The organism is Pseudomonas sp. RHF3.3-3 (genome assembly GCF_048069595.1).
Taxonomy (GTDB): domain Bacteria; phylum Pseudomonadota; class Gammaproteobacteria; order Pseudomonadales; family Pseudomonadaceae; genus Aquipseudomonas; species Aquipseudomonas fuscovaginae_B.
The window spans coordinates 1-26099 of the sequence record NZ_CP182250.1 but is presented as its reverse complement, the minus strand read 5'-3'; the positions used below and the strand labels follow the sequence as shown (position 1 = coordinate 26099).

General features: G+C 65.0%; 24 protein-coding genes. 11 read left to right on the top strand and 13 right to left on the bottom strand.

The features are described 5' to 3' along the window. Window positions 1–127: 127 nt before the first annotated feature. Both ACMGT0_RS00120 and ACMGT0_RS00115 read left to right on the top strand, forming a co-directional pair. Window positions 128–1621 carry an aldehyde dehydrogenase gene (locus ACMGT0_RS00120; RefSeq protein WP_054056370.1) on the top strand — a complete coding sequence of 498 codons (1494 nt, stop codon included), beginning with the start codon at window positions 128–130 and terminating at the stop codon, window positions 1619–1621. Window positions 1622–1885: 264 nt separating this feature from the next. Beyond that, complete coding sequence (locus ACMGT0_RS00115; RefSeq protein WP_416771013.1) at window positions 1886–3034, top strand: MFS transporter; 1149 nt, start codon at window positions 1886–1888, stop codon at window positions 3032–3034. Here ACMGT0_RS00115 and ACMGT0_RS00110 read toward each other — a convergent pair. Beyond that, complete coding sequence (locus ACMGT0_RS00110; protein ID WP_193394215.1) at window positions 3031–4584, bottom strand: phospholipase D family protein; 1554 nt, start codon at window positions 4582–4584, stop codon at window positions 3031–3033. The two genes, ACMGT0_RS00115 and ACMGT0_RS00110, sit on opposite strands and share 4 nt — an antisense overlap. A 64-nt stretch (window positions 4585–4648) precedes the next feature. Then, entirely contained in the window at window positions 4649–6082 is a 1434-nt protein-coding gene (locus ACMGT0_RS00105) for a PLP-dependent aminotransferase family protein (protein WP_054056373.1), read from the bottom strand. 181 nt (window positions 6083–6263) lie between these two features. Between ACMGT0_RS00105 and ACMGT0_RS00100 the strand changes: the two genes are divergently transcribed. Continuing rightward, a complete protein-coding gene (locus ACMGT0_RS00100) occupies window positions 6264–6509 on the top strand; it encodes a DUF1127 domain-containing protein (protein ID WP_054056374.1) in 246 nt (81 codons plus the stop codon). A gap of 150 nt (window positions 6510–6659) precedes the next feature. Here ACMGT0_RS00100 and ACMGT0_RS00095 read toward each other — a convergent pair whose 3' ends face one another. Beyond that, window positions 6660–7952, bottom strand: coding sequence for an NAD(P)/FAD-dependent oxidoreductase (locus ACMGT0_RS00095; protein WP_416771011.1), 1293 nt, complete (start codon window positions 7950–7952; stop codon window positions 6660–6662). 160 nt (window positions 7953–8112) lie between these two features. Between ACMGT0_RS00095 and ACMGT0_RS00090 the strand changes: the two genes are divergently transcribed. Beyond that, on the top strand, window positions 8113–8466 hold the full coding sequence (locus ACMGT0_RS00090) for a YkgJ family cysteine cluster protein (RefSeq protein WP_054056376.1): 354 nt from the start codon (window positions 8113–8115) through the stop codon (window positions 8464–8466). Window positions 8467–8639: 173 nt separating this feature from the next. Here ACMGT0_RS00090 and ACMGT0_RS00085 read toward each other — a convergent pair whose 3' ends face one another. Continuing rightward, window positions 8640–9128, bottom strand: a complete 489-nt coding sequence (locus tag ACMGT0_RS00085; protein WP_054058367.1) for an Lrp/AsnC ligand binding domain-containing protein — start codon at window positions 9126–9128, stop codon at window positions 8640–8642. A 157-nt stretch (window positions 9129–9285) separates the two neighbouring features. Between ACMGT0_RS00085 and dadA the strand changes: the two genes are divergently transcribed. The 6 genes from dadA to ACMGT0_RS00055 all read left to right on the top strand — a co-directional run bounded on the left by dadA (window position 9286) and on the right by ACMGT0_RS00055 (window position 15414). Continuing rightward, a complete protein-coding gene (dadA, locus tag ACMGT0_RS00080; RefSeq protein ID WP_054063497.1) occupies window positions 9286–10587 on the top strand; it encodes a D-amino acid dehydrogenase in 1302 nt (433 codons plus the stop codon). Continuing rightward, a complete protein-coding gene (locus ACMGT0_RS00075; RefSeq protein ID WP_416771008.1) occupies window positions 10559–10912 on the top strand; it encodes a RidA family protein in 354 nt (117 codons plus the stop codon). The genes dadA and ACMGT0_RS00075 overlap by 29 nt, the downstream gene beginning before the upstream one ends. An 88-nt stretch (window positions 10913–11000) precedes the next feature. Next, on the top strand, window positions 11001–12074 hold the full coding sequence (alr, locus tag ACMGT0_RS00070) for an alanine racemase (RefSeq protein ID WP_416771006.1): 1074 nt from the start codon (window positions 11001–11003) through the stop codon (window positions 12072–12074). Between the two features lie 128 nt (window positions 12075–12202). After that, window positions 12203–12751, top strand: coding sequence for a cupin domain-containing protein (locus ACMGT0_RS00065; RefSeq protein WP_017901663.1), 549 nt, complete (start codon window positions 12203–12205; stop codon window positions 12749–12751). A gap of 185 nt (window positions 12752–12936) precedes the next feature. Then, window positions 12937–13350 carry a c-type cytochrome gene (locus ACMGT0_RS00060; protein WP_081005863.1) on the top strand — a complete coding sequence of 138 codons (414 nt, stop codon included), beginning with the start codon at window positions 12937–12939 and terminating at the stop codon, window positions 13348–13350. Between the two features lie 138 nt (window positions 13351–13488). Then, on the top strand, window positions 13489–15414 hold the full coding sequence (locus ACMGT0_RS00055; RefSeq protein ID WP_416771003.1) for an acetyl-CoA hydrolase/transferase C-terminal domain-containing protein: 1926 nt from the start codon (window positions 13489–13491) through the stop codon (window positions 15412–15414). Here the strand turns inward: ACMGT0_RS00055 and ACMGT0_RS00050 are convergent. The 7 genes from ACMGT0_RS00050 to ACMGT0_RS00020 all read right to left on the bottom strand — a co-directional run bounded on the left by ACMGT0_RS00050 (window position 15405) and on the right by ACMGT0_RS00020 (window position 22376). Next, complete coding sequence (locus tag ACMGT0_RS00050) at window positions 15405–15926, bottom strand: fimbrial protein (RefSeq protein WP_416771001.1); 522 nt, start codon at window positions 15924–15926, stop codon at window positions 15405–15407. The genes ACMGT0_RS00055 and ACMGT0_RS00050 overlap by 10 nt on opposite strands. A 63-nt stretch (window positions 15927–15989) precedes the next feature. Continuing rightward, window positions 15990–16499, bottom strand: coding sequence for a fimbrial protein (locus ACMGT0_RS00045; protein ID WP_416770999.1), 510 nt, complete (start codon window positions 16497–16499; stop codon window positions 15990–15992). A 22-nt stretch (window positions 16500–16521) separates the two neighbouring features. Then, window positions 16522–17493, bottom strand: a complete 972-nt coding sequence (locus ACMGT0_RS00040) for a fimbrial protein (protein ID WP_416770998.1) — start codon at window positions 17491–17493, stop codon at window positions 16522–16524. Beyond that, window positions 17490–20078, bottom strand: a complete 2589-nt coding sequence (locus ACMGT0_RS00035; protein WP_416770996.1) for a fimbria/pilus outer membrane usher protein — start codon at window positions 20076–20078, stop codon at window positions 17490–17492. Before ACMGT0_RS00035 ends, ACMGT0_RS00040 begins: the two co-directional genes overlap by 4 nt. Before the next feature lie 133 nt (window positions 20079–20211). Further along, a complete protein-coding gene (locus tag ACMGT0_RS00030) occupies window positions 20212–20964 on the bottom strand; it encodes a molecular chaperone (RefSeq protein ID WP_054064601.1) in 753 nt (250 codons plus the stop codon). A 20-nt stretch (window positions 20965–20984) separates the two neighbouring features. Next, on the bottom strand, window positions 20985–21749 hold the full coding sequence (locus tag ACMGT0_RS00025) for a fimbria/pilus periplasmic chaperone (protein WP_054064600.1): 765 nt from the start codon (window positions 21747–21749) through the stop codon (window positions 20985–20987). Window positions 21750–21812: 63 nt separating this feature from the next. Next, entirely contained in the window at window positions 21813–22376 is a 564-nt protein-coding gene (locus ACMGT0_RS00020; RefSeq protein WP_054056654.1) for a fimbrial protein, read from the bottom strand. Window positions 22377–22662: 286 nt separating this feature from the next. Here ACMGT0_RS00020 and ACMGT0_RS00015 point away from each other — a divergent pair, with 286 nt between their 5' ends. Next, on the top strand, window positions 22663–23334 hold the full coding sequence (locus tag ACMGT0_RS00015; RefSeq protein WP_054056653.1) for a response regulator: 672 nt from the start codon (window positions 22663–22665) through the stop codon (window positions 23332–23334). A gap of 11 nt (window positions 23335–23345) precedes the next feature. Here ACMGT0_RS00015 and ACMGT0_RS00010 read toward each other — a convergent pair whose 3' ends face one another. Further along, a complete protein-coding gene (locus tag ACMGT0_RS00010) occupies window positions 23346–23918 on the bottom strand; it encodes a xanthine phosphoribosyltransferase (protein WP_054056652.1) in 573 nt (190 codons plus the stop codon). 171 nt (window positions 23919–24089) lie between these two features. Beyond that, window positions 24090–26099: a DNA helicase Rep gene (rep, locus tag ACMGT0_RS00005; protein WP_026144807.1), complete on the bottom strand. Its 2010-nt coding sequence runs from the start codon at window positions 26097–26099 to the stop codon at window positions 24090–24092.

The window sequence follows — 26099 nt, the reverse complement described above, 5'->3', positions numbered from 1 at the left end:
TTCAGGGGCCGCTGGTTTAGGGTGGTGGGTGTCGTGGGCCGAAAAAATGGGCCATCGAACAGGATTCTCGACGGTGCTTGCGCGCGAGCGCGTGGCGCTTCTATTTCAATAAGAGGAGGACACTCGCATGACCACCCTGACTCGTGCCGACTGGGAACAACGCGCCCGTGAGCTGAAGATTGAAGGCCGCGCCTACATCAATGGCCAATACACCGCCGCCGTTTCGAACGAAACCTTCGAGTGCATCAGCCCGGTCGATGGCCGGCTGCTGGCCCAGGTTGCCAGTTGCGACAGCGCCGACGCCCAGCGTGCGGTGGAAAATGCCCGTGCCACCTTCGATTCCGGGATCTGGTCGCGCCTGGCCCCGGCCAAGCGCAAGGCGACCATGATCCGTTTCGCCGCGTTGCTGAAAACCAATGCCGAAGAGCTGGCCCTGCTCGAAACCCTCGACATGGGCAAGCCGATCACCGACTCGCTGTTCATCGACGTACCCGGCGCCGCCCAGGCACTGAGCTGGAGCGGCGAGGCCATCGACAAGCTCTACGACGAAGTCGCCGCGACGCCCCATGACCAGCTGGGCCTGGTGACTCGCGAGCCGGTCGGCGTGGTGGGCGCCATCGTGCCGTGGAACTTCCCGCTGCTGATGGCCTGCTGGAAGCTCGGCCCGGCCCTGGCCACCGGTAACTCGGTGATCCTCAAGCCTTCGGAAAAATCCCCGCTGACCGCCATCCGCATCGCCGCCCTGGCCGTCGAGGCCGGTATCCCGGCCGGTGTGCTGAACGTGCTGCCCGGCTACGGTCACACCGTCGGCAAGGCCCTGGCCCTGCACATGGATGTCGACACCCTGGTGTTCACGGGTTCGACCAGGATCGCCAAGCAACTGCTGGTCTACTCCGGCGAGTCGAACATGAAGCGCGTCTGGCTCGAGGCCGGTGGCAAGAGCCCGAACATCGTCTTTGCCGATGCCCCGGACCTGCAGGCCGCCGCCGAGGCCGCGGCCAGTGCGATCGCCTTCAACCAGGGCGAGGTGTGCACCGCCGGTTCGCGCCTGCTGGTCGAGCGTTCGATCAAGGACACGTTCCTGCCGCTGGTGGTCGAGGCCCTCAAGGCCTGGAAGCCGGGCAACCCGCTGGACCCGCAGACCAACGTCGGGGCGCTGGTGGACACCCAGCAGATGAATACCGTGCTGTCCTACATCGACGCCGGGCATGCCGACGGCGCCAAGCTGGTGGTCGGTGGCAAGCGTACCCTGCAGGAAACCGGCGGGACCTACGTCGAACCGACGATTTTCGACGGCGTGACCAACGCGATGAAGATCGCCCAGGAAGAGATCTTCGGCCCGGTGCTGTCGGTGCTCACCTTCGATACCGTCGAGCAGGCCATCCAGATCGCCAACGACACGCCGTATGGCCTGGCCGCTGCCGTCTGGACCGCGAACATCTCCAAGGCGCACCTGACCGCCAAGGCCCTGCGGGCCGGCAGCGTATGGGTCAACCAGTACGATGGCGGCGACATGACCGCGCCGTTCGGTGGCTTCAAGCAGTCGGGCAATGGCCGCGACAAGTCGCTGCATGCGTTCGACAAGTACACCGAACTGAAGGCGACCTGGATCAAGCTGTAACCTCTTCAGGGCGCCTTGGCCTGTAGGAGCCGGCCTGCCGGCGATTGCCATCTGTCTCCTACCGATCGTTCCCACGCTCGGCGTGGGAATGCCTCCCCGGACGCTCGGCGTCCGCTCTTGGGACGCGTCGTGTCACGGGCTGCTTTTCCACACGGAGCGTGGGAGCGATCCAAGGATGCGGTGCATCCATGATGCAGCCGGGCTTTGCGCGAGGAGGCCCGGCTGCGTCGTCTTTGACAAGAACTTGTCCACAGGAGCGTGGAAATGCGTTGGGCGACTTATTTCGCCGTCCTGGCCTCGGTGCTCAGCGTCGGCCTGGCGCTGGGGGTGAGCATGCCGCTGGTGTCGTTGCGCCTGGAAAGCTGGGGTTATGGCGCGTTCGCCATTGGCGTCATGGCGGCGATGCCGGCCATCGGCGTGCTGGTCGGTGCCAGCCTGTCCAGTCGGCTGGCGGCGCGGCTGGGCACTGCCCGGCTGATGGCCTCGTGTCTGTGGGCCGGGGCCTTTTCCATCGGGCTGCTGGCGCTGTTGCCCAGCTATCCGGTATGGCTGGTGCTGCGCCTGATGATCGGGGTGATTCTGACCATCGTGTTCATTCTCGGCGAAAGCTGGATCAACCAGCTGGTGGTCGAGCAATGGCGCGGACGCCTGGTGGCGCTCTACGGCAGCAGCTACGCCTTGAGCCAACTGGCCGGGCCGCTGCTGCTGGCGGCGGTGGGCACCGAGCGTGACTATGGCTTCTGGGTCGGCGTGGCGCTGCTGGTGACCTCGCCGTTCCTGTTACTGGGGCGTACCGGAGCGCCGAGCGCGGAGTCCGGGCGCGTGACCCTGGCCGACCTGCTGGGTTTCTGTCGCGGCCTGCCGGCGATCGCCTGGGCCATTTCGCTGTTCGCCGCCTTCGAGGCGATGATCCTGACGCTGCTGCCGGTTTACTGCCTGCGCCAGGGTTTCACGGCGGACATCGCCCTGGCGATGGTCAGCACCGTGGTGGTCGGCGATGCGCTGCTGCAGTTGCCCATCGGGGCCTTGGCCGACCGTATTTCGCGGCGGGCGATGTTCGTCGGTTGCGCGGTGGTGCTGATGCTGTCGAGCCTGGCGGTGCCCCTGCTGATCGACACCCTGCTGATCTGGCCGTTGTGGGTGCTGTTCGGGGCGAGCGCGGGAGGCTTGTTCACGCTGTCGCTGATTCTGATCGGCGAACGTTATCGTGATGACGCGCTGGTTCGTGCCAACGCCCACGTGGCCCAGTTGTGGGGTATCGGTTGCCTGCTCGGGCCGCTGGCGGCAGGGGCGGGCAGCCAGTGGATCAGCGGGCATGCCTTGCCGCTGTTCATGGCGGCGGGGGCGCTTGGCCTGGTGATGCTGGTGTTGCGCCAGGGGGCATTCGGTCGGGTCGAGCCCGTGTCGGTCTAGAGCATGCGCTCCAGGCCGACGCGGTTGGTCAGCCAGGCGTTGATCCGGCGCCACCAACTGCCAGGTTCGCGGTGCAGGACATGGATCTGGCCGTTGTCTTCGGTGACCCACACCAGTTGCCCGGCCTCCAGGCGCGGCTCGTAGCTCAGCGCCGGGGCCATGCCCTGCAGGGCCAGGGTGCGCACGTGCTCGGCCAGTTGCGGGCTGTCCACCAGCACCCCGACCTCGGTGTTCCACAGCACCGAGCGCGGATCGAAATTGAACGAGCCGATAAAGGCCTTCTGCCGGTCGAAGATCATCGCCTTGCTGTGCAGGCTGGAGTCCGAGCCCTTGGACGAACCGCTGTGGAACAGGCGCGGACCGCTGCCGCCAGGGGCGCCGGGCTGGCGTCGCAGTTCGAAGAGTTTCACCCCGTGTTCCAGCAACGCCTTGCGATAGGGTGCGTAGCCGCCGTGCACGGCCGGCACGTCGGTGGCCTCCAGTGAGTTGGTCAGCAGGCTCACCGAAACCCCGGCGTCGGCCCGCCCCGTCAGGTACACCAGCCCCGGCTGGCCGGGGACGAAGTAGGCGGAAATCATCATCAGCTCGCTGTGCACGCTGCTCAGCACGGGTGACAGCTGGGTGGTCAGCAGCAGGCGCGGGTCGGGTTCGTCCCGGGCCAGTACCTTGCTCGGCGCATCCCACAGCGCCTGGTTCCAGGCCCAGATCAGTTCGCGGCGCCAGGTGTCCAGCCGGGGGTGGTACTGGTAGTCGGCCAGGCGCTGGTACAGCGCGGCATTGCGCTGGCGCCAGTCGGCCAGGGAACGCTGCAGGCGCTCGCGGGTGTCGGCCAGGTCGCTGGCGGTGGGCTGGCGCGAGAGGAATTCGCCGATGGGTTTGCTCAGGGCGCTGTTCCAGTACTGGTCGAAGCTGTGGCCGAGCTGCTCGGCCACCGGCCCGATGCTGAGCATGTCGATGTCGGTGAAGTTCAGGTCCTGTTGTGCGCCGAAATACTCGTCGCCCAGGTTGCGTCCGCCGACGATGGCCGCGCTGTTGTCGGCCAGCCACAGCTTGTTGTGCATGCGCCGGTGCTGCAGGTTGAGGTTGAACAGCCGGCCGAGGGTGCGCGTGGCCAGGGTGCTGCGGCCCAGGTCCAGCGGGTTGAACAGGCGGATCTGGATATGCGGGTGGGCGGCCAGGGTGGCGATGAGGTCGTCGAGGCCGTCGCTGGTGGTGTCGTCCAGCAGGATACGCACCCGTACGCCGCGGTCGGCGGCCTTGAGCAGTTCGTCCACCAGCAGCCGGGTGCTCAGGCCGTCATGGACGATGTAGTACTGCAGATCGAGGCTGCTCCGGGCGTTGCGGATCAGCTCGGCGCGGGCCCTGAAGGCCTCGCCGCCGTTGGGCAGCAGACGGAAGCCCGAGCGCCCCTGGTAGGGCGCGGCCTGGGCCTGGAGGTCGCGACCGAAGGCCGAGTCCGCGGCCGGCAGTGCCTGGCTGGGAACTCGGGGCGCGTCCAACGAGGCACATCCGCCCAGCAGCAGGGCGAGCAACAGGAAGCAGGATTTCAAGCGCGGTCGCCCCAGGTCGAGTCTGGCCAGTGTCGGGATATGGACGCTGGCCGGCGGATAAAGGTCAATCGTCGCTGCACGAATCTTCGTTCAACAGGCGGATCGCTGTCGCGCCAACCTTGCGGACCGCCTCCTCGATCTGCGCCGTTGGCTTGGCAGCGTAGTTCATCCGCAGGCAATTGCGGTACTTGCCCGAGGCCGAGAAGATGCTGCCCACCGCGACCTGGACCCCCTGGTCGGCCAGGGCGCGATTGAGCCGCAGGGTGTCGAAGCCCTCCGGCAGCTCGACCCACAGCATGAAGCTGCCCTGGGGCCGGCTGGCACGGGTACCGGCGGGGAAGTAGCGGCTGACCCAATCGAGCATCAGGTCGCGATTGCGCTGGTATTGCGTGCGCATCCGCCGCAAATGCGGCTCGAAATGGCCGTTGCGCAGGAAGTCGGCGACCGCCAGTTGCGGTTGTGGGGCGCTGGCGCCGGTACTGATGTACTTCATGTGCAGCACGCGTTCCAGGTAGCGGCCGGGCGCGACCCAGCCGACCCGCAGGCCCGGAGCCAGGGTCTTGGAGAACGAACTGCAGAGCAGCACCCGGCCATCGTCGTCGAACGACTTGATGGTCCGCGGTCGCGGGTAGGTGTAGGACAGTTCGCCATACACATCGTCCTCGATGATCGCCACGTCGAAGCGCTGCGCCAGCTGCAACAGTGCCCGCTTGCGCGACTCCGGCATGATGTAGCCCAGCGGGTTGTTGCAGTTGGGGGTCAACTGTATGGCCTTGATCGGCCACTGTTCCAGGGCCAGTTCGAGGGCGTCGAGGCTGATGCCGGTGAGCGGGTCGGTGGGAATCTCCAGGGCTTTCATGCCCAGGCCCTTGAGGGTTTGCATGGCGCCATGGAAGCTGGGCGAGTCCACCGCGACGATGTCGCCATGGTTGCAGGTGGCACGGATACTGGCCGACAGCGCCTCGTGGCAGCCGGTGGTGACCACCAGGTCCTGGGCGCCTAGGTGGCAGCCGGAATCGAGCAGCAGCCGGGCGATCTGCTCGCGCAGGCCGAGGTTGCCGTAAATGTTGTCGTAGGCCAGCCCTGGCAGGTCCTGGCGACGGCTGATCTGCGCCAGGCTGCGCAGCAGCGGCTTCATGGTCGGGCTGCCGATGTCGGGGATGCCGCGGCCCAACTGTACGGTGTCCTTGCGTGGCACCGCGCGGATCAGGTCCAGCACCTGGTCCCACTGGGAGATTTCCACCGGCCGCTGTGCCGGGCGACCGGCGACCGGCAACGCCGGCAATTCCCGGCTGGCCGGCACGAAATAACCGGACTTGGGCTTGGGCAGGGCCAGTCCGTTGTCTTCCAGCAGCCGATAGGCCTGCTGCACCGTACTCAGGCTGACACCATGTTCCACGCTCAATGCCCGTACAGACGGCAGGCGGTCGCCCGGACGGTAGAAGCCTTGTTCTATGCGGGTTCCCAGCAATTCGGCGAGGTTGACGTAAAGGCTCATGGCGGCTGCTCGATCAGGGTGCGAACGGGATACCGGTACAGATTGCCAGAAAATACAGGATTCAGTCACGATTTCGCCAAATCTGTATGGAAATAATACAGGTTGTTTGAATCTGTAATGGTTTTGCGCCAAAGGCCATCCTTGCTACTCAGGGCAACCGAGTAACGAAGGAGCAATGGCAATGAACGGCTTGAGCGATGTGCGTCTGGTTTTGCGTGACCAGGAACTGATGACCGGGCAGGAGCGGGCGGGGGCGGTTTCCTGCGTTGCCCCGCGCGCTCCCGAGTTGAGTCGGATGGGCCTGTTCTGGCATCGCCTGCGTACCCGCAAGGTGCTGCTCGAACTCACGGCCGACGAGTTGCGTGATATCGGCCTGACCCGCAGCGAGGCCCTGGCCGAAGGGCTGAAACCCTTCTGGCGTGACTAGGCTATGTACGAAATCGCTTGAAACTTGGTTATGCGGCGTTAAAAACCGGCTCGGAATGCTCATTGACAACCAGTCAACTGCGCTTCCTCGCCGGTTTTTGCCTTGCCTAACCTGCGTTTCAAACAATTTCGTACACAGCCTAATGGCCGATTAGCGCAATTCCTTGAGGCGATGCCAGAGCATCCCCAGCGCCAGCAGCGGCGAACGCAGGTATCTGCCGCCCGGGAAGGTGATATGCGGGACCCGGGCAAACAGGTCGAAATCATCGTGTTGCTGGCCGCTGATGGCCTCGGCCAGCAAGCGACCGGCCAGATGGGTGGCGTTGAGGCCATGTCCGGCATAGGCCTGGGCGTAATAGACGTTGGGCTGCGCCTGCAAGCGGCCGATCTGCGGCAGGCGGTTGGCACCGATGCCGATCATCCCGCCCCAGTGGTAGTCGATCTTCACCCCGGCCAGTTGCGGGAATACCTTGAGCATCTTGGGCCGCATGTAGCCGGCGATATCCTGCGGGTCGCGACCGGAGTAGTGACAGGCGCCGCCGAACAGCAGGCGGCGGTCGGCCGATAGCCGGTAGTAGTCCAGCGCGACCCGCTGGTCGCAGACCGCCATGTTCTGCGGCAACACCGAGCGGGCCTGCTCCTCGCTCAACGGCTCGGTGGCGATGATGTAGCTGCCGGCGGGCAGCACCTTGCCGCCCAGTTCCTCGTTGAGCCCGTTGATGTAGGCGTTGCAGGCCAGCACCAGGGTCGTGGCGCGCACCACTCCCTGTGCCGTATGGACCCGCACCTGCGGGTCGTAGTCGATGCGGGTGACGGCGGACTGTTCGAACAGCTTCACGCCCAGTTGTTCGGCCGCCGCCGCTTCGCCGAGGGCCAGGTTCAGCGGGTGCAGGTGCCCCGAGCCCATGTCGACCAGGCCACCGACGTAGCGGTCGGAGCCGACCACGCTGTGCATTTCGTGGGCCTGCAGCAGGCGGGTTTCGTGGCGGTAGCCCAGTTGCCGGAGTTCTTCGGCGTCCTCGGCGAAACCTTCCAGTTCACGGGGCTTGTTCGCCAGGTCGCAGTAGCCCCAGGTCAGGTCGCAGTCGATCCGGAACCGCTCGATGCGCTGGCGGACGATTTCCACCGCTTCCAGTCCCAGCAGTTTCAGGCGGTGCACACCGTCCTGGCCGATGACCGGGGCGAACTGCTCCAGGCCATGGCCGACGCCGCGGATCAGTTGCCCGCCGTTGCGCCCGCTGGCGCCCCAGCCGATCCTGCGGGCTTCCAGCAGGACCACGGCGAGGCCGCGTTCGGCCAGTTCGATGGCGGTATTGAGCCCGGAGAAACCGCCGCCCACCACGCAGACGTCGGCCTGCACCTCGCCCTGCAACGGAGGATATTCCGGTTGCGGGTGGCTGCTGGCGGCGTAGTAGGAAGCGGTATGCCGGGCAGGGGCGTTCATGTGCGTGGTCCTGATGATCGTGTTTGGAAAATTTGACGGAGGATAAGCCGCAGCCCCTCGCACGGGCAACTTGATGGCCTGCATGGCTAGAGGAGGTGCTGTCTGGGATGGGCCTTTTCAGGCAGAATCCAGGTCTTTCCCGGTATTTGGTAAGGCCTCGATGAGCTGCAACAGCCAGAAAATCCGCTTTCTGCGGCAGCAGATCCCGTCCTTCGAATGTGTGCCGGGCTGTCATGACTGCTGTGGGCCGGTGACCACCTCCTCGGAGGAAATGGCCCGCCTGCCCCGCAAGACCGCTGCCGAGCAGGAAGCGGCACTGAACGAACTCAATTGCGTACACCTGGGGCCGAATGGCTGCACGGTGTATGACGAGCGGCCGTTGATCTGCCGGCTGTTCGGCACCACGCCGAGCCTGCCATGCCCCAATGGCCGGCGACCGGTGGAGATGATTCACCCGCGGATCGAGAAACAGGTTCATGAGTACATCGCCAGCACCCGGCAGGTGCTGGTCTAGGCTATGTACGAAATCGCTTGAAACTTGGTTATGCGGCGTTAAAAACCGGCTCGGAATGCTCATTGACAACCAGTCAACTGCGCTTCCTCGCCGGTTTTTGCCTTGCCTAACCTGCGTTTCAAACAATTTCGTACACAGTCTAGTCTCGCCAGGCGATCGGTGTGTCGCCAGATTCAGTCCGGGATCGGCAGGTTCAGGCTCTCCTTCACTTCCTCCATCACGATATAGCTCTTCGATTCGCGTACGTGGGGCAGCTTGAGCAGGATGTCGCCCAGCAGCTTGCGGTAGGACGCCATCTCGGAAATCCGCGCCTTGACCAGGTAATCGAAGTCGCCCGACACCAGGTGGCATTCCAGCACATGCGGCAGCTTGAGCACCGCACGGCGGAACTCCTCGAAGGTATCGCCGGACTTGTAGTCGAGGCTGATCTCGACGAACACCAGCAGGCTGCCCTTCAGGTGCTGCGGATTGAGCCGGGCGTTGTAGCTCATGATGATCCCTTCGCGCTCCAGCCGGCGTACCCGCTCCGTGCAGGGGGTGGTCGACAGGCCGACCTTCTCGCCCAGTTCGGTGAATGAAATACGTGCGTCTGTCTGAAGGATCCGCAGGATGTTGCGGTCGATCTTGTCCAGCTCGCGTTTGCTCTGGTGATTGGTCCGCATAGGGGATGCGCCTCCGTAAAAAGCCATATTGCCGAGAATTCTCGCCAAATATAGGCACTTATATAGTGAAAAGCACTGGCTGTTGTTTTTTACACTGCGCGCATCTCTGCTTTGAACAATAAACATCGGCGGCTGGCCGCCATTGAGGGGCATAAACATGCGAGTTCTGGTCTTGGGTAGTGGCGTCATCGGAACCGCCAGCGCTTATTATCTGGCCCGGGCCGGCTTCGAGGTGGTGGTGGTCGACCGCCAGCCGGCCGTCGCGATGGAGACCAGTTTCGCCAACGCCGGCCAGGTCTCGCCCGGTTATGCCTCGCCGTGGGCTGCCCCGGGCGTGCCGCTGAAAGCCATCAAGTGGCTGCTGCAGCGTCACGCGCCGCTGGCGATCAAGGCCACTGCCGATATCGACCAGTACCTGTGGATGGCACAGATGCTGCGCAACTGCACCGCCAGCCGCTATGCGGTGAACAAGGAGCGCATGGTTCGCCTGTCCGAGTACAGCCGCGACTGCCTCGACGAACTGCGCGCCGAAACCGGCATCGCCTACGAAGGCCGCAGCCTGGGGACTACCCAATTGTTCCGCACCCAGGCGCAACTGGATGGCGCGGCGAAGGACATCGCCGTGCTCAAGGAGTCCGGCGTGCCGTTCGAACTGCTCGACCGTGCCGGCATTGCCCGCGTCGAGCCGGCCCTGGCGAGTGTCACCGATATCCTCGCCGGTGCCCTGCGCCTGCCGAACGACCAGACCGGTGACTGCCAGATGTTCACTACCCGCCTGGCCGAAATGGCCGTCAAGCTGGGGGTGGAATTCCGCTTCGGCCAGGACATCCAGCGCCTGGACCACGCCGGCGACCGCGTCAACGGCGTGTGGATCGATGGCAAGCTGGAAACCGCCGACCGCTACGTGCTGGCCCTGGGCAGCTACTCGCCGCAACTGCTCAAGCCGCTGGGGATCAAGGCGCCGGTCTACCCGCTCAAGGGTTACTCGCTGACCGTGCCGATCACCAACCCGGCGATGGCGCCGACCTCGACCATTCTCGACGAGACCTACAAGGTCGCGATCACCCGTTTCGACAACCGCATCCGCGTCGGCGGCATGGCGGAAATCGCCGGTTTCGACCTGTCGCTGAACCCGCGTCGGCGCGAAACACTGGAGATGATCGTCAACGATCTTTATCCTCAGGGCGGTGACCTGCAGGCGGCCAGTTTCTGGACCGGCCTGCGTCCGACCACCCCCGACGGCACCCCGATCGTGGGCGCCACGCCGCTGCGCAACCTGTTCCTGAACACCGGCCACGGTACGCTCGGCTGGACCATGGCCTGCGGTTCAGGTCGCCTGCTGGCTGACCTGATGGCGAAGAAAAAGCCGCAGATCAGTGCCGAAGGCCTCGATATTTCCCGTTATGGCAATCACCAGGAGACTGCAAGACATGGCAATCCAGCGCCAGCTCACCAATGAGCGCATGAGCCAGATCGTCGTTCACGGCGGTACCGTGTATCTGGCCGGGCAGGTGGGTGACGACCTGAGTGGCGACATCGAAAAACAGACCCGCGAGACCCTCGCCAACATCGAGCGTCTGCTGGATCTGGCCGGTACCGACAAGACCCGTCTGCTGTCGGTGACCATTTACCTGAAGGACATCGATGCCGACTTCGCCGGCATGAACGCGGTCTGGGACAAGTGGCTGCCCAAGGGCGTCGCCCCGGCCCGCGCCACGGTCGAGGCCAAGCTCTGCGAACCGGAAATCCTCGTGGAACTGTTGGTCGTCGCCGCCCTGCCTTAAGCAAGATCCCTCTCCCGGCATGACCTGTGGCCCTCCATTTGTCATGCCGGTTTTTTATTACCCATCGACTGTCTAGAAGTTTGCCACCATGCGTCCTGCCCGTGCCCTGATCGACCTCCAAGCCCTGCGCCACAACTACCGGCTGGCCCGCGAAGTAGCGGGGGCCCGTGCCCTCGCGGTGATCAAGGCCGACGCCTATGGGCATGGCGCGGTACAGTGCGCCCAGGCCCTGGAAGCCGAGGCCGACGGTTTTGCCGTGGCCTGCATCGAAGAAGCGCTGGAGCTGCGGGCCGCAGGCATCCGCGGGCCGATCCTGTTGCTCGAAGGCTTCTTCGAGGCCGACGAACTGGCGTTGATCGTCGCGCACGATCTCTGGTGCGTGGTGCATTCGCTGTGGCAGTTGGAAGCGATCGAGCAGGCGGCCATCGCCGCGCCGATCACCGTCTGGCTGAAGCTGGACACCGGGATGCACCGGGTCGGCCTGCACCCGGACGACTACCAGCCGGCCTACCGGCGCCTGCTGGCGACCGGCAAGGTGGCGAAGATCGTGCTGATGAGCCACTTCGCCCGGGCCGACGAGCTGGACAGCCCGCGCAGCGAGGAGCAGGTCGCGGTGTTCGAGGCGGCACGCCAGGGCCTGGCCGCCGAAGTCAGCCTGCGCAACTCGCCGGCGGTGCTCGGCTGGCCGCGGATTCCCAGCGACTGGGTGCGCCCCGGCATCCTGCTGTACGGTGCCAGCCCGTTCGACGCCGAGCACCCGGTCGCCTCGTGGATGCAGCCGGTCATGACCCTCGAGTCGAAAATCATCAGCGTGCGCGAACTGCCGGCCGGCGAGCCGGTGGGCTATGGCGGCCGGTTCGTCACGCCCGGGCCGATGCGCCTCGGGGTGGTCGCCATGGGCTATGCCGACGGTTATCCACGCCATGCCCCGACCGGTACGCCGGTGCTGGTGGCCGGCCAGCGCAGCCAGTTGCTCGGCCGGGTGTCGATGGACATGCTCTGCGTCGACCTCACGGATATCCCCCAGGCTGGCCTGGGTTCGACCGTCGAGCTGTGGGGCAGGAACATCCTGGCCAGCGAGGTGGCGGCCCGGGCCGAAACCATTCCGTACCAGATCTTCTGCAACCTGCGCCGGGTCCCGAGGCTCTACACCGGGCAATAGCGGGAAGCCGGCACGACCGTTGGGGCGTTTGCCCAGGCGGATTCGGGTCCAAGTGTTGTAAATACTGAACGCTATGCCATGATATCGCTCAATTACAACATCGCCTGAATGCCTGGGGGGCTGCCGCATTGGACGTCGGTGAACGACTGCAATCCATCCGCAAAATGAAAGGTCTGTCTCAGCGTGAACTCGCCAAGCGTGCGGGCGTCACCAATAGCACCATTTCGATGATCGAGAAGAACAGCGTCAGTCCCTCGATCAGTTCGTTGCGCAAGGTGCTTGGCGGCATTCCCATGTCGATGGTCGAGTTCTTTTCCGAAGAGATCCTCCAGGAAACGCCGACGCAGATCGTCTACAAGGCCCATGAGCTGATCGATATCTCCGACGGCGCCGTGACCATGAAGCTGGTCGGCCGCGCCCATCCGAGTCGCGCCATCGCCTTTCTCAACGAAATCTACCCGCCCGGCGCCGACACCGGCGAGGAAATGCTGACCCACGAAGGCGAAGAGACCGGCATCCTGCTCGAAGGTCGGCTGGAACTGGTGGTCGGTCTGGAAACATTCGTCCTCGAAGCGGGCGACAGCTACTATTTTGAAAGTACCAAGCCGCATCGCTTCCGTAACCCGTTCGACACCCCGGCGCGACTAATCAGCGCAGCGACACCGGCCAACTTCTGACGGCCCGGGGCGCCAGCTCAGGGATTCAGGGCGCCCGGCAGTACGGACCCGCGTTGTGGGCAATACCCTTGCAACTACAGGGGTTGTTTCGCAGCAGCGGTCTTACCGCTATACTCACGCCCGCCCGCGAAACCGTGGTCGCGGCGTGATTAGCCACCATTGAGGGTGAACGCGTGAACCTAATTATGAAAATGCTGGCTGCACCAGCAACCGTATTGGCCCTATGGGCTGTCAGCGCTCAAGCTACGACGAACGACGAGATCGCCAAGCGCCTGGAGCCGGTCGGCCAGGTCTGTGTTCAAGGTCAGGAATGCAAGGGGATGGAGGTCGCGGCATCGGCGGGCGGTGGTGGCGGCGCCAAGACCCCTGACGAAGTGATCGCCAAGCATTGCAACGCTTGCCACGGCTCCGGCCTGCTGGGCGCGCCGAAAATCGGCGACACCGCAGCCTGGAAGGAACGTGCCGATCACCAGGGCGGCCTCGACGGCATCCTCGCCAAGGCCATCACCGGCATCAACTCGATGCCGCCAAAAGGCACCTGTGCCGATTGCTCGGACGACGAACTCAAGGGTGCGATCAAGAAGATGTCCGGCCTGTAAGCCAACGGATCTTCCCGGGAAAAGCCGCTTTCGAGCGGCTTTTTCGTACCTGCCTTTCAGAATTTTCGATTGGCCTGTGCAGCAAAGCCCCGGCAAGCCCGGTCCAACCTCCATCCAGGTACAAGCGAGGAAGGTCGGATGACGCTGACGTGTTCCATCGAGCGGGCGGTCGACGAAGTGCTGGCGCGGTTGCCCGCGCATATCCACATGGGCCTGCCGCTGGGGCTGGGCAAACCCAATCGTTTCGTCAATGCGTTGTACCGGCGGGTCAGCCGGTTGCCGCAGCGGCAACTGACGATCTACACCGCGCTGAGCCTGGGCCGGCCACCCCTCGGTGAGGGTTTGCAGCGGCGTTTTCTCGAACCCTTCGTCGAGAGGGTCTTCGGCGACTACCCGGAACTGGACTTTCTCGAAGACCTGCGGCGTGACCGCCTGCCGGCCAATATCCGTATCGAACAGTTCTTCCTCCAGCCCGGCAGCCTGCTCCACAGTACCGCCGCCCAGCAGGACTACGTCAGTAGCAACTACAGCCATGCCGCCCGGGACATCAACGCCGCCGGCCTCAACCTGGTGGCCCAGCTGGTCGCCGCTGACGAGCAGCAGCCGGGCCGCCTGAGCCTCAGTTGCAACCCGGACATCACCCTCGACCTGCTGCCGATGATCGCCAGGCGCCGCGCCGCCGGCGAGACCATCCTGTTACTGGGCCAGGTACATGCCCAATTGCCCTACATGCCGGGCGACTCGGAGATCGACCGTGCGGCTTTCGACCTGCTGATCGACGAACCTGAGCGCAGCACGCTGTTTTCCACGCCGAACATGCCGGTCGGCTGCCAGGACCACTTCATCGGCCTGCATGCCAGCACCCTGGTGCGCGATGGCGGAACCCTGCAGATCGGCATCGGCTCGATGGGCGATGCGCTGACCGCCGCGTTGTTGTCCCGGCATGCCGACAACGCTGGCTATCGTGCCCTGTTGGACGACCTCGACATACGGCCGTGGCAGGCGCTGATCGACCGTGAAGGGGGTATCGAACCCTTTGCCAGCGGCCTTTACGGTTGCAGCGAGATGTTCGTCAATGGCCTGCTGGTGCTGGCCGATGCGGGCATCGTGCGGCGTCGCGTCCATGCCGATATCGACGCGCAGCGCCGGGCCATCGCCGGGCAGCCCGACGCCACGGCAGGCGTGGTGGTGCACGGTGGCTTCTTCCTCGGGCCACACAGTTTCTACCAGCGGCTGCGGGCGTTGCCGCGGGAACGGCTCGCCGAGTTCAACATGACCGCCATCAGCTACATCAACGAGTTGTATGGCAACGAGGAGCTCAAGCGTCTGCAGCGCCAGGAGGCGCGGTTCATCAACAGTGCCTTCACCATGACCCTGCTCGGTGCCGGGGTGGCCGACCAGCTCGAGGACGGGCGGGTGCTCAGCGGCGTGGGCGGGCAGTACAACTTCGTCGCCCAGGGCCATGCGCTGCAAGGTGCGCGTTCGGTGCTGATCCTGCGCAGCTGGCGCGAGGCCGGTGGCGAGGCCAGTTCCAATATCGTCTGGGAGTATGGCCACTGCACCATTCCCCGGCACCTGCGCGATATCGTGGTGACCGAGTACGGGATCGCCGACCTGCGCGGCAAGAGCGATGCCGTGGTGATCGAGGCACTGCTCAACATCAGCGATTCACGGTTCCAGGCCGGGCTGATCGAGCAGGCGCAGAAGGCCGGCAAGCTGCCGCAGAACTTCCGTCTCGACCCGCGCTTTGCCGACAACACGCCACAGCGCCTGGAAGCGCTGCGTGAGCGCCATCCGCAGCTGTTCGTGGAGTATCCGCTGGGCAGTGATTTCACCGTCGAGGAGCGTGACCTGTTGCGGGCGCTGAACTGGCTCAAGCGCCACTTCAAGCTCAGCGAAGTGCTGGAGCTGGGCAAGGCGACCCTGGAGGCCCCCGAGCCGTCGGCGTTCCCCGCGCACCTGCAACGCATGGGCCTGGACCAGCCCCAGGGACTGCGCGAAGAGTTGTATCAGCGTCTGCTGTTGGCGGGCTTGCAGGCGACCGCCCGGCGCCTTCAGTTGTAGGTGATTTCCACGGTGGCCTGGCTGACCAGCGTGCCTTCGCGCACGCTGCCGGTCTTCCAGTAGGCCGCGCCCAGCGGCAGCAACGCCTGGCCGCCGCTGGGCGACAGGGTGCGGGCGCTGTCGCCGCCGTCGGCACGGATGGTCCGTTGCACACCGCCCAGCCGCGAGTACAGCCACAGCCCGACGCCTTGGGCATCGCCGGTATTGGCGAAGCGGGCGCCGTCTGTCGGCACCTGGGTGCCGGCGAAGGTGAAGGTCACGCTGGTGATATCCGAATCGCAGAGGGCACTGATTTCGAAGTCGCGGTGGCCCGTCGATTCGCTGCCGCTGAAATCGCTGACCTTGGCCGGTGGCAGGACCACCGGCCGATCGTATTCCCCGGGGACCAGGTTGCAGGTCCCGCCCTCGACCAGGCCCTCGATCTGCAGATTGCCCGGATTGAGGGTTTCCGCCGAGGCGTTCTCGAGGGTGGCGGCAACCATCAGCACCAGGGGTAACAGGTAGGTTTTCATGAGATGTTGTCCGTTCTGGCGGGGTGCTGGCTACCGCTATCGCGGCGCAGCGGGGCCGGTGTTTCAGTTGTAGGTGATGCTCACCGTCGCCGTGGTCAGCAGGGTGCCCTTGGAGACGGTGCCGGTTTTTATGTAATGCGCCGCCATGGGCAGCGTGGCCTTGCCGGCGCTGGTCGCGACGGTGCGCTGGCGTTGGGCGGCGGTACCGTTGGCCGGGATGTTGTAGTTCGCCCCGTTGCGGGCCTGGAGCACGGTGGAGATACCAGCGGCTGTGCCGGTATTGGCCCAGCGGGTGGGGTCGGCGGAAGCCGGGGTGCCGGAGAAGGTGAAGATGACGTTCCTGATGTCCGAGTCGCAGGTGGCGCCCAGGCTGAACTCCTTGAGCCCGGTCCAGGTGCTGGAGTCGAAGTCGCTGACCTTGACGGTCGGCAGTGTCGGATTGCTGATGGTGTCGAGGTTGCAGGTACCGCCGTCGATCTGGCCGCGCACGGTCAGGGTACCGGTGGTGGCGGCCTGGGCGGCGGTGAGGTTGCCGGCGATCAAAAGGGCGAGTGCCAGGAGAGGGGTTTTCATTCCGGTGGTCCTTCTGGTGGGTTTAGTTGTAGGTGATGTTGACGGTCACGGCGCTGACGAGGGTGCCTTTGCCCGGTGTGCCGATCTTCCAGTAGGCGGCGCCCAGCGGCAGGACCGCCCGGTTGGCGCTGACACTCACGGTGCGGGTGTTTTCGGTGCCGTTGGCGCGGATGGTGGACTCGACACCGCCGATGCGTGAGTACAGCCATGTGCCAACGCCGGGGGCGGTACCGGTGTTGGCGAAGCGATAGCTGTCACCGTTGGCCGGGGTGCCGGTGAAGCGGAAGGTCACGCTGGAGGCATTGTTGCAATTGGCGCTGATCTCGAAGTTGTATTTGCCGGCCGAGTTGTCGGTGAAGTTCGAGAGCTGGATCTTGTCCAGGTTGATCGTGCGGTTGACGTCGCCGACCGCCAGGTCGCAGGTCGGGGATTGAACGACGAACTGCACCGAGTTGTTGAGCGCTATGGTCTTGATCAGCCGGCCGCTCCAGTACTGTTGCCGCAGGTTCCCGGCGGGGACCGTGCCTGTCGAGATGTTGCCGATCTTGTAGAAATGCGCCTCCATGTCCGTCAGGTTGTGCACGATGATCCATGGCAACCCGGTCTCCGTGCCTGCGGAGCTGTGCAGTTCGACCGAACGAAACAAGTCAAAATTGGGCGCCCTGGTACGAATCAGTACCGCGACTCCTGGCACGTTGGTGCGATAGCCCATGAGCCTGGGCCCACCGAGGTCGACCTGGTCGGAAGCCGCATAGCGCCCGACGATCTGGTAGGGGAACGAGCGTGAGCAGCGGCTTTCGCCGCTGGGGAACGGTCGACTGAGCGATACCTGGGCGATCAGCCGGCCCACCGGCAGGTCGGCCGGTACGGTGATGGTGCTCGGAAAGGTCGCGCTGTTGCGGATGTTGGGATAGTAGTCACAGACGGCCTGGGCCTGCGTGGACAGGGTCAGGCTGGCGGCCAATACGGCCAGTGAGCGGATCGGAGCTTTCATTGTGGATCTCGCGAAGTCGGGGTTTGCGGGCTGTCGATGGCCTGGCAGAGGCCGTCGATCTGGCGCAGGTTCTGGGAATTGCCGCTGTTGTCCTGCGGGCCGAGGTCATAGTCGATCCGGCACTGGCTCGCGCTGCTGGCGCCCCACTTGACGAGGAGTTGGCCGCGATCGCGGGCGACCCGCACGAAGACCTTGCCACCCTGGCCGACCACGCCGACATGGGCGTGGTCCTCATCGAATACATCGGCACCGAACGGCAGCGCGGAGTGGTCGTCCCGGGCAGCATCGATCATCACGGCGCGGCCGCTGCTGGTTTCGTACTTCATCACCACCACCGAGCCGGCACGGGGCGCGATGTTGTGGGAGGCGGCCTTGAGTTCGACGTCGTGGGACATGTCGCGCGGGTCGAGTTCGACCACGTTCTGCCGGTAGGGGGTCAGGTGCGGCACCACGGCGTAGCCCTTCCCATCTACCTGGGTGTTGCCGCCGACCCAGGCGCCCTGCGCGCCGGGAGCGTTGACCAGGCCGATGGTGTCGCCCAGTTCCGGGGTCAGGGTCACGCCGTCGGCATGGGCCACCAGGCCGCCGGACAGGCTCAGCGACTGCGCGTGGTAGTCCTTGCCCTGGCTGTGGCTGGTGGAGGCCAGGGCGTAGCGGCTGCGGTATTGCAGGTCGGCGTTGAAGCTGTTGCCGACACCGTTGTCGGCATGGCTGAGCGAGGCGCCGTAGTTGTACTCGTTGCGCTCGCCGAGGGTGCCGCTCAGACCCGCTCGCGCGCTGTTCTGGCGATCGCCGTGGATCAGCGTGCTCGACAGATTGGGTGCGCGGTCGGAATGGCCCAGGGGCAGGTGGAAGGTGAGGTCGATCTGGTTGCTGCTGCGATTGCTCAGCAGGTCGCGGCTGCGCTGGGCGCTGACGGTGTAGTTCATGCGCTGCCAGTTGCCGTTGTAGCCGGCGGTGAAGCTCAGTTCGCCGCCCTTGCGGTTCCAGTAGTGCTGCGACGAGCCGGTGAGGAACAGCGAGCCGCGCTCCAGGTTCTGGTTGAGGCTGATGTCCAGGCGCTCGCGCAGGCGACCGACGCGCTCCAGGTCGCCGCCGGTGCGTGCCAGCTCGCGCAGTTGCGCGGTGTCGCGGGCGGTGAGGAAGCCGTCGGTGGAGTAACGGAAGGCACCCAGGGCGAAGTCGGTACCGGTGCTGGCGAAGATCTTGTTGTAGCGCGCCTGCAGGCTCTGCCCGCGGCGCCGGCCCAGGCCGGGGATCTCGGCCTGGGAAGTGGTCAGGTCGAAGGAGATCGCCCCCGCCGGCGTATTCAGTGCCGAACCGAACACCTGGGCGTTGTAGCCCTCGGAGGCCAGCGCGCCGGTGTAGCCGGTGAGCAGGTTGTTCAGGCCGTACTGGAACGTGCCCTGGGCCAGCCAGGGCTTGCTGTCGATGCCCAGTTCGTCCATCTCGCCCAGGCTCAGGGAGTAGCGGCTGTAGCCGGGGCGCAGCAGGTTGATGTTGGAGGCGAACGGCACGATGAACTGGCGTTGCCGGCCATCGGCTTCGGTGACGGTGACCTCCAGGTCGCCGCCGTAGCCGGTGGGGAACAGGTCGTTGAGTACGAACGGCCCGGGTGCCACGCTGACTTCGTCGAGCAGGATGCCGCGCTGGCGGACGCTGACCCGTGCGTTGGTCTCGGCCACTCCGCGGACGATCGGCGCGTAGCCGGTCAGCGAGTCGGGCAGCATGCGGTCGTCGGTGGACAGGGTGGCGCCGCGCATGCGCAGGCTGTCGAACAGTTCGCCGGTGGTGTAGATCTCGCCGGCCATCAGTTGCGATTGCAGCCCGGGCAACTCCCGTTGCACGTAGGTGGCGCTGCTCTGGTACTGGCTGCCGGCTTCGTTGCTGCTGTAGGCGCCGTTGTGGCGCAGGTGCCAGCCTTCCAGATTGAGGCCGGTGTGCAGCCCCAGGTAGCTGGAGAACGATGAGCGGCCCTGGTTGCTGTTGCGGAAACCGTTGGCATTGTAGCGGGCGAAGGCGGCATTGACGCCCGAATCCCAGTACTCCGGGCTGACGTAGCCGCGGACCGAGCGTGACAGGTAGATTTGCGGCACCAGCAGGTCGAGCCGGCTCTCGCCGGCATCGAAGCTGACGCTGGCACCCGGTACGTAGGTGCCGAGGCTGCCGCAGTAGACAGCCGTCGGCAGCGCGGGCGGGACCGGCTCGCCGGCTTCGGCAGCCTTGGCCGGCACACGGTCGATGTCGATGCCCAGGCGCAGCAGCAACGGGCGCTCCAGGCACAGTTGGGCATTGCTCTGGCCTTCGACGCTGGCGAAGGTCAGGTCCTGGCGCCCGATCCAGTCGCCGTTCACCGTGACGTCGGCCCGGTACTGGCCCGGCAGGACCACGTTGCCTTCGTTGAAGCGCGAGATGTCGATCTGTCCGCCGCCGGGAAAGAATGCCGGGTTGAACTCCACCCGTTCGACCTCGTCCGCGGCCAGGGCGCTGCCGCTGCCCAGCAGCAACAGGCCATGAAGGACGCGGGCCAGGCGGCATGGCCGGGTACGTGGCCCGATGGACTCGGGCGAGCTTTGGGATCTCATGGTCAAGGTTCCAAACGGTTTGTGTTGCCAAATTCGGGCAAGCCGGGCCCGGCCAGCGCGCGTCAGGGATCGCGGAGGGGGCGGGCGTCTCGTGTTCGGGTGTCCTGGCGCTGCCAGGTGGGGATTCAGTGGCTCATGGACTGAGCCGGACCTTGTGCAGATGCCGGGCTCCGTAGTCATCGATGGTCTGGAACTCGACCTGCGCATCGCCAGCCGGCACGGCGCTCAGGCCGGGCAGGGGAAAGCGGTTGCTGGCGTGCGGGTTGACCATGTTTTCGGCCGCATCCTGGCCGGTCGGCTTGGCGTGGCGCTGGCCGGCGGCGAGCAGTTCGACCGAATCGAAGCTCAGGTGGTAAGGGGTCGGGTTGGTCACTTCCAGGGCCTGGCCCTGCTCGTCCCGGACCAGGCGCCAGCGCAGCTTGTCGACGGCCTGGGTGGCTTCCAGGGGCAGGTCCGCCGGGCGGAAGAACACCTTGATGCGGGTGCGAAAGGCCAACTGCAACTGGTTTTCCTGTTCGCTGGCCTGGACCTTGGGCGGCACTTCCAGCATGTTCAGCCAGAACAGGCTCTCCTGATTCGTCGGCAGGGGGTCGCCGGTATAGGACAGGCGCAACACCTGCTGCCGGCCCGGTTCCATGCGGAAGATCGGCGGCGTGGCGACAAAGGGCACGCGGGCCTGTTCCGGAGTCACTTCTTCATCGCCGTTGTCGAGCCAGACCTGCACCAGGGCCGGTTTCGGGTTCTTGTTCTCGAAGCGGATCGTCACTTCCTTCTGGGCCGCCGGGTACACCACCCGGGTGCCGGTGATGACCACGCTGGCCTGGGCCGCGAGGCTGCCGGCGAGCATCAGGATGAGCAGGCCGAGCTGGAGTCTGAGGGTATTCATGAACGGTTCCTGGCTCCGCTTCAGGAGGTGATGTCGGCGCTGTGGCTGATGCGTGCGCCGTGGTCGCTGACGGCCGTGAACTCGACCTTCAGGGCGCCGGCGGGCCGTGTGCGCAGGGTCGGCAGGACGAAGCGCTTGATGTCGCCGGAGGGCAGCAGCAGGCTGTCGTCGACCTGCTGGTTCGGCGCCTTCGGATAACGCCCGCCCTGGCCGACCAGTTCGACCGAGCCCAAAGACACGTGATAGGGCGTGGGGTTGAGCACTTCCAGGGCATGCCCGCCGGCGTGGCGTACCAGCTTCCAGCTCAGCTTCGGCGCCGCGGCCCCCTTCGGATAGGGCAGCCCCTGCGGCCGGAAGAACACCCGCAGGCGTGAACGGAACGACAGCTCCAGCAGGTTCCTGTCGCCGGTATCGACGGTGTTCGGCTGCACTTCCAGCACGTTCAGCCAGAACAGGCTTTCACGGTCCCGGGGCAGGGGTTCGCCGGTGTAGCGCAGGCGCGGTGCCTGTTGCCGGCCGGGTTCGATGCGCATCACCGGAGGCAGTGCGGTGAACGGCGCCTGGGCGGTGGCCGGGGTGGCGTACTTGTCGCCATTGTCGAGCCAGAGCTGGACCAGCGAAGGTCGGTCGCCCTTGTTCTCCAGGCGCACGACCACTTCCTGCTGGTCGGCGGGGTAGATCACGCGGGCACCGTGGATGACCACGGCGGCCTGTGCGGTAACGGCGGTCAGCGCTGTCATCAGCAAGGCACAGAGGAACCTGCCCGGATGAGCCATGTTGTTCATTGAAGGAAAACTCTCTGGAGGTGGAGCGGACCCGCCTGGTGGCTGCGGGTCCCCTGGGACTCGTCAGTCGGCGTACTCGACCATGAAGCCGACGCGGGTCGCGACCAGACCTTCGCCGGCCGTGCCGGTGGCGTAGTACTGGGCGGCCAGTGGAATGACCGCCTGGTTGTCGGCGATCACCACGCCCTCGGACTTTTCGTTGTAGACGTGGATCGGCGTGCCGTCGCGCTGGGTCACCTCGACCTGCACATTGCTGGCGGCGTCGGCACCGTCATCGATGTTCAGGCGGCCGGTGGCGATGTCGATGGCCGGGCTGGTCGGGTCGAATGCGACCATCGCCGTGCGGCCGTTGGTGCAGGTCGTCTCGCCCGGGGCGCCGACGCGGATGGTGAAGCCGGTGAGGTTGGCGCGGTCGCCGGCGTTGGTCAGGCGGGCTGCGGAGACACCGCCCAGGTCGACGTTCTTGACCACGGTGCCACCCCCTGGCGCCTCGCCTTCGATGGTGCAGGTGATGTCCCGCACCAGGCCGTTGAAGTTGATGATGCCGTCATTGGCCGCCGAGGCCGGCAAGGCGATCAGGGCGGCGAGGGCCAGGGAGACGGCGGCGGAGACTTGAGAGATTTTCATGGCGTTACCTTGAATGGTTTCAGTTGTTTTCCCGCTTGCAGGCCGCAAGGGAAGGCGTTTGGCCTGCCGGATGCGGGACGCCACTGTCGCGCAAGCCCCAACCGTGGAACATAGAGATAACTCGAAACAGAGCAGTTTCGAGATTTCTCGAAACGCGCTTCTGAGATCGAGTGCTATAAGCCTGAAAGTTCTGTAGGCATTCACCATGGCTCAGGCTTTGGCTGCGGTTTCTCTTTCAGGAGGTCGATAAAAGATGACAAGTGCACTCCCTGGTCCCTACACCGTCATGCTGCTGGACGATCACGAACTGATTCGGGTCGGTACGGTCCTGTGGTTGTCCAAAGAGCCCGATCTGCAGGTGATCGGTTCCTATTCCACGAGCAGGGAACTGTTGGCGGCGCTGGCCGTTCGCCAGCCCGACATCCTGGTCATCGATTTCATGCTCGGGCCCAGGGAGATCGACGGCATCAACCTGATCCGTACGCTGCGGCTGCGTCATCCCGAATGCCGGCCGCTGGTGCTGTCGGCCCACTACACACCGGCCACCGTCTCGCTGGCGCTACGGGCGGGCAGTTGGGGGTTCTTCGGCAAGAGCGAGCGTCTGGAAGGGCTGGCGTCGGCGATCCGCACGGTGGCTCGCGGCAGGATCTACCTGCACCCGGTGATGGCGGCGGAGGTGGCGGCGGTTTCGGAAACCGAGGTGCATCGGGTGGCGAGCGTGGCCGAGCCGGTCTGCGCGGGCGCGCATGGCGAGGTGCTGTCGCCGAGGGAGCGCGAGGTGTTGCGCTGCTTTCTCGACGGCATGTCGGTCAATGGTATCGCCGCCAAATTCTCGCGCAGCGCCAATACCATCAGCACGCAGAAACAGTCGGCCTATCGCAAGCTGGGGATCAAGAACGACAGCGAACTGTTCAAGTTGTCCAGTTCGCTGCACGGTTCGCGGGCGATGGGCTTCTGAGGCCGGGTGGCCTACTCGATGAAGGTCACGACGCCGCCGGCCAGCGACTTGACCCGGGCGAGGGACTCGACCCGGTAGCCTTGGGCGTCCAGTTCGGCACGGCCGCCCTGGAAGGATTTCTCGATGACGATACCCAGGCCCGCCACGGTGGCGCCGGCCTGCTTGATGATCGAGATCAGTGCCTGGGACGCCTTGCCGTTGGCCAGGAAGTCGTCGATGACCAGAACCCGGTCGCTGCTGGTCAGGTGACGCGGCGAGATCGCCACGGTGTTCTCCACCTGCTTGGTGAAGGAGTACACGGTGGCCGACAGCAGGTTTTCGGTCAGGGTCAGGGACTGGTGCTTGCGCGCGAAGATCACCGGTACGCCCAGGTTCAGGCCGGTCATCACCGCTGGGGCGATGCCCGAGGCCTCGATGGTGACGATCTTGGTGATGCCCGAGTCGGCGAACCGCCGGGCAAATTCGTCGCCGATCTGCTTCATCAGTTGCGGATCGATCTGGTGGTTGAGGAAGGCGTCGACCTTCAGGACCTGATCGGAAAGCACGATGCCTTCTTCACGAATTTTCTTATGCAGTGCTTCCACGTAACGTCCTCGAATAGCGCGTTCTGGCGCTGGAAAATAATAGGGGTTGTCCCATCACCCGATCCACCTGTAGGAGCGTGGCTTGCCCGCGAAAGGGCCCTTGAGGAGAAAAGCTTCGCGGGCAAGCCCTGCTCCTACAGGAAGGGTGGGGCGGGGGTAAAAGGGTCAATTCTAGCGCTTTAGCATCGCCCGTATATCCGCCAGCGCCGAGTTGCCGCGCACGGCCTTCACTTCGGTCGGCGTGTCGTCGTTGCCTTCCCAGGCCAGGTCGTCCGGCGGCAGCTCGTCGAGGAAACGACTCGGCGCACACTCGACCACCTCGCCGTATTGCTTGCGCTTGGCGGCGAAGGTGAAGGCCAGGGTCTGGCGCGCGCGGGTGATCCCGACGTAGGCCAGACGCCGCTCTTCCTCGATGGTGTCGGCCTCGATGCTGGAGCGGTGGGGGAGAATCTCTTCCTCCATGCCCATGATGAACACGTAGGGGAATTCCAGCCCCTTGGACGCGTGCAGGGTCATCATCTGCACGCCCTCGGCACCTTCTTCCTCTTCCTGCTGGCGTTCGAGCATGTCGCGCAGCACCAGCTTGCCGATGGCGTCCTCGACGGTCATCTCGCCGTCTTCGTCCTTCTCCAGGGTGTTTTTCAACGCCTCGATCAGGAACCAGACGTTGCTCATCCGGTAGTCGGCGGCCTTGTCGCTGGAGCTGTTGGTGCGCAGCCAGTTCTCGTAGTCGATGTCCATGACCATGCTGCGCAGCGCGGAGATCGGGTCTTCGCCGGCGCACTGCTCGCGCACCCGGTCCATGAAGCGCTTGAAGCGCGACAGGCGCTCGGTGAAGCGGCTGTCCAGGTGCTCGCCCAGACCGATCTCGTCGGTGGCGGCGTACATCGAGATCTTGCGCTCGGTGGCGTAGTTGCCGAGTTTTTCCAGGGTGGTCGAGCCGATTTCCCGGCGCGGCACGTTGATCACCCGCAGGAAGGCGTTGTCGTCGTCGGGGTTCACGATCAGGCGGAAGTAGGCCATCAGGTCCTTCACTTCCTGGCGACCGAAGAAGCTGTTGCCGCCCGACAGCCGATAGGGAACCTGGTGGTGCTGCAGCTTCAGCTCGATCAGCTTGGCCTGGTAGTTGCCCCGGTAGAGGATGGCGAAGTCGCTGTAGGGGCGGTTGGTGCGCAGGTGCAGGGTGAGGATTTCCATGGCCACCCGCTCGGCCTCGGCGTCCTCGTTGCGGCAGCGGATCACACGGATCTCGTCGCCGTGGCCCATCTCACTCCACAGCTGTTTCTCGAACTCGTGGGGGTTGTTCGAGATCAGTACGTTGGCGCAGCGCAGGATGCGGCTGGTGGAGCGGTAGTTCTGCTCAAGCATGACCACCTTCAGGGACGGGTAGTCTTCCTTGAGCAGCATCAGGTTTTCCGGGCGCGCGCCGCGCCAGGCGTAGATCGACTGGTCGTCGTCGCCGACCACGGTGAACTGGTTGCGCTTGCCGATCAGCATCTTCACCAGCAGGTACTGGCTGGCGTTGGTGTCCTGGTATTCGTCCACCAGCAGGTAGCGCACGCGGTTCTGCCACTTCTCCAGGATGTCGGCGTTGTCCTCGAACAGCTTCACCGGCAGCAGGATCAGGTCGTCGAAGTCCACCGCGTTGAACGCCTTGAGCGTGCGCTGGTAGTGGGTGTAGACGATGGCGGCGGTCTGTTCCTTGGGGTTGCGTGCGTTTTCCAGGGCCTGGGCCGGCAGGATCAGGTCGTTCTTCCAGCCGCCGATCATGTTCTTGATCTCGTCGACGCCGTCGTCGCCCGAGTATTCCTTCTGCATGATGTCGGTCATCAGGGCCTTGACGTCGGTCTCGTCGAAAATCGAGAAGCCCGGCTTGTAGCCCAGCCGCACATGCTCCTTGCGGATGATGTTCAGGCCCAGGTTGTGGAACGTCGAAACCGTCAGGCCACGGCCCTCGCCCGGACGCAACAGGGTGCCGACCCGCTCCTTCATCTCGCGCGCGGCCTTGTTGGTGAAGGTCATGGCGACGATGTACTGGGCCCGGATGCCGCAATTCTGGATCAGGTGCGCGATCTTGCGGGTGATCACGCTGGTCTTGCCGGAGCCGGCACCGGCGAGCACCAAAAGCGGGCCGCCGACGTAGTTCACGGCTTCTTGCTGCCGGGGATTGAGTCGGGACAT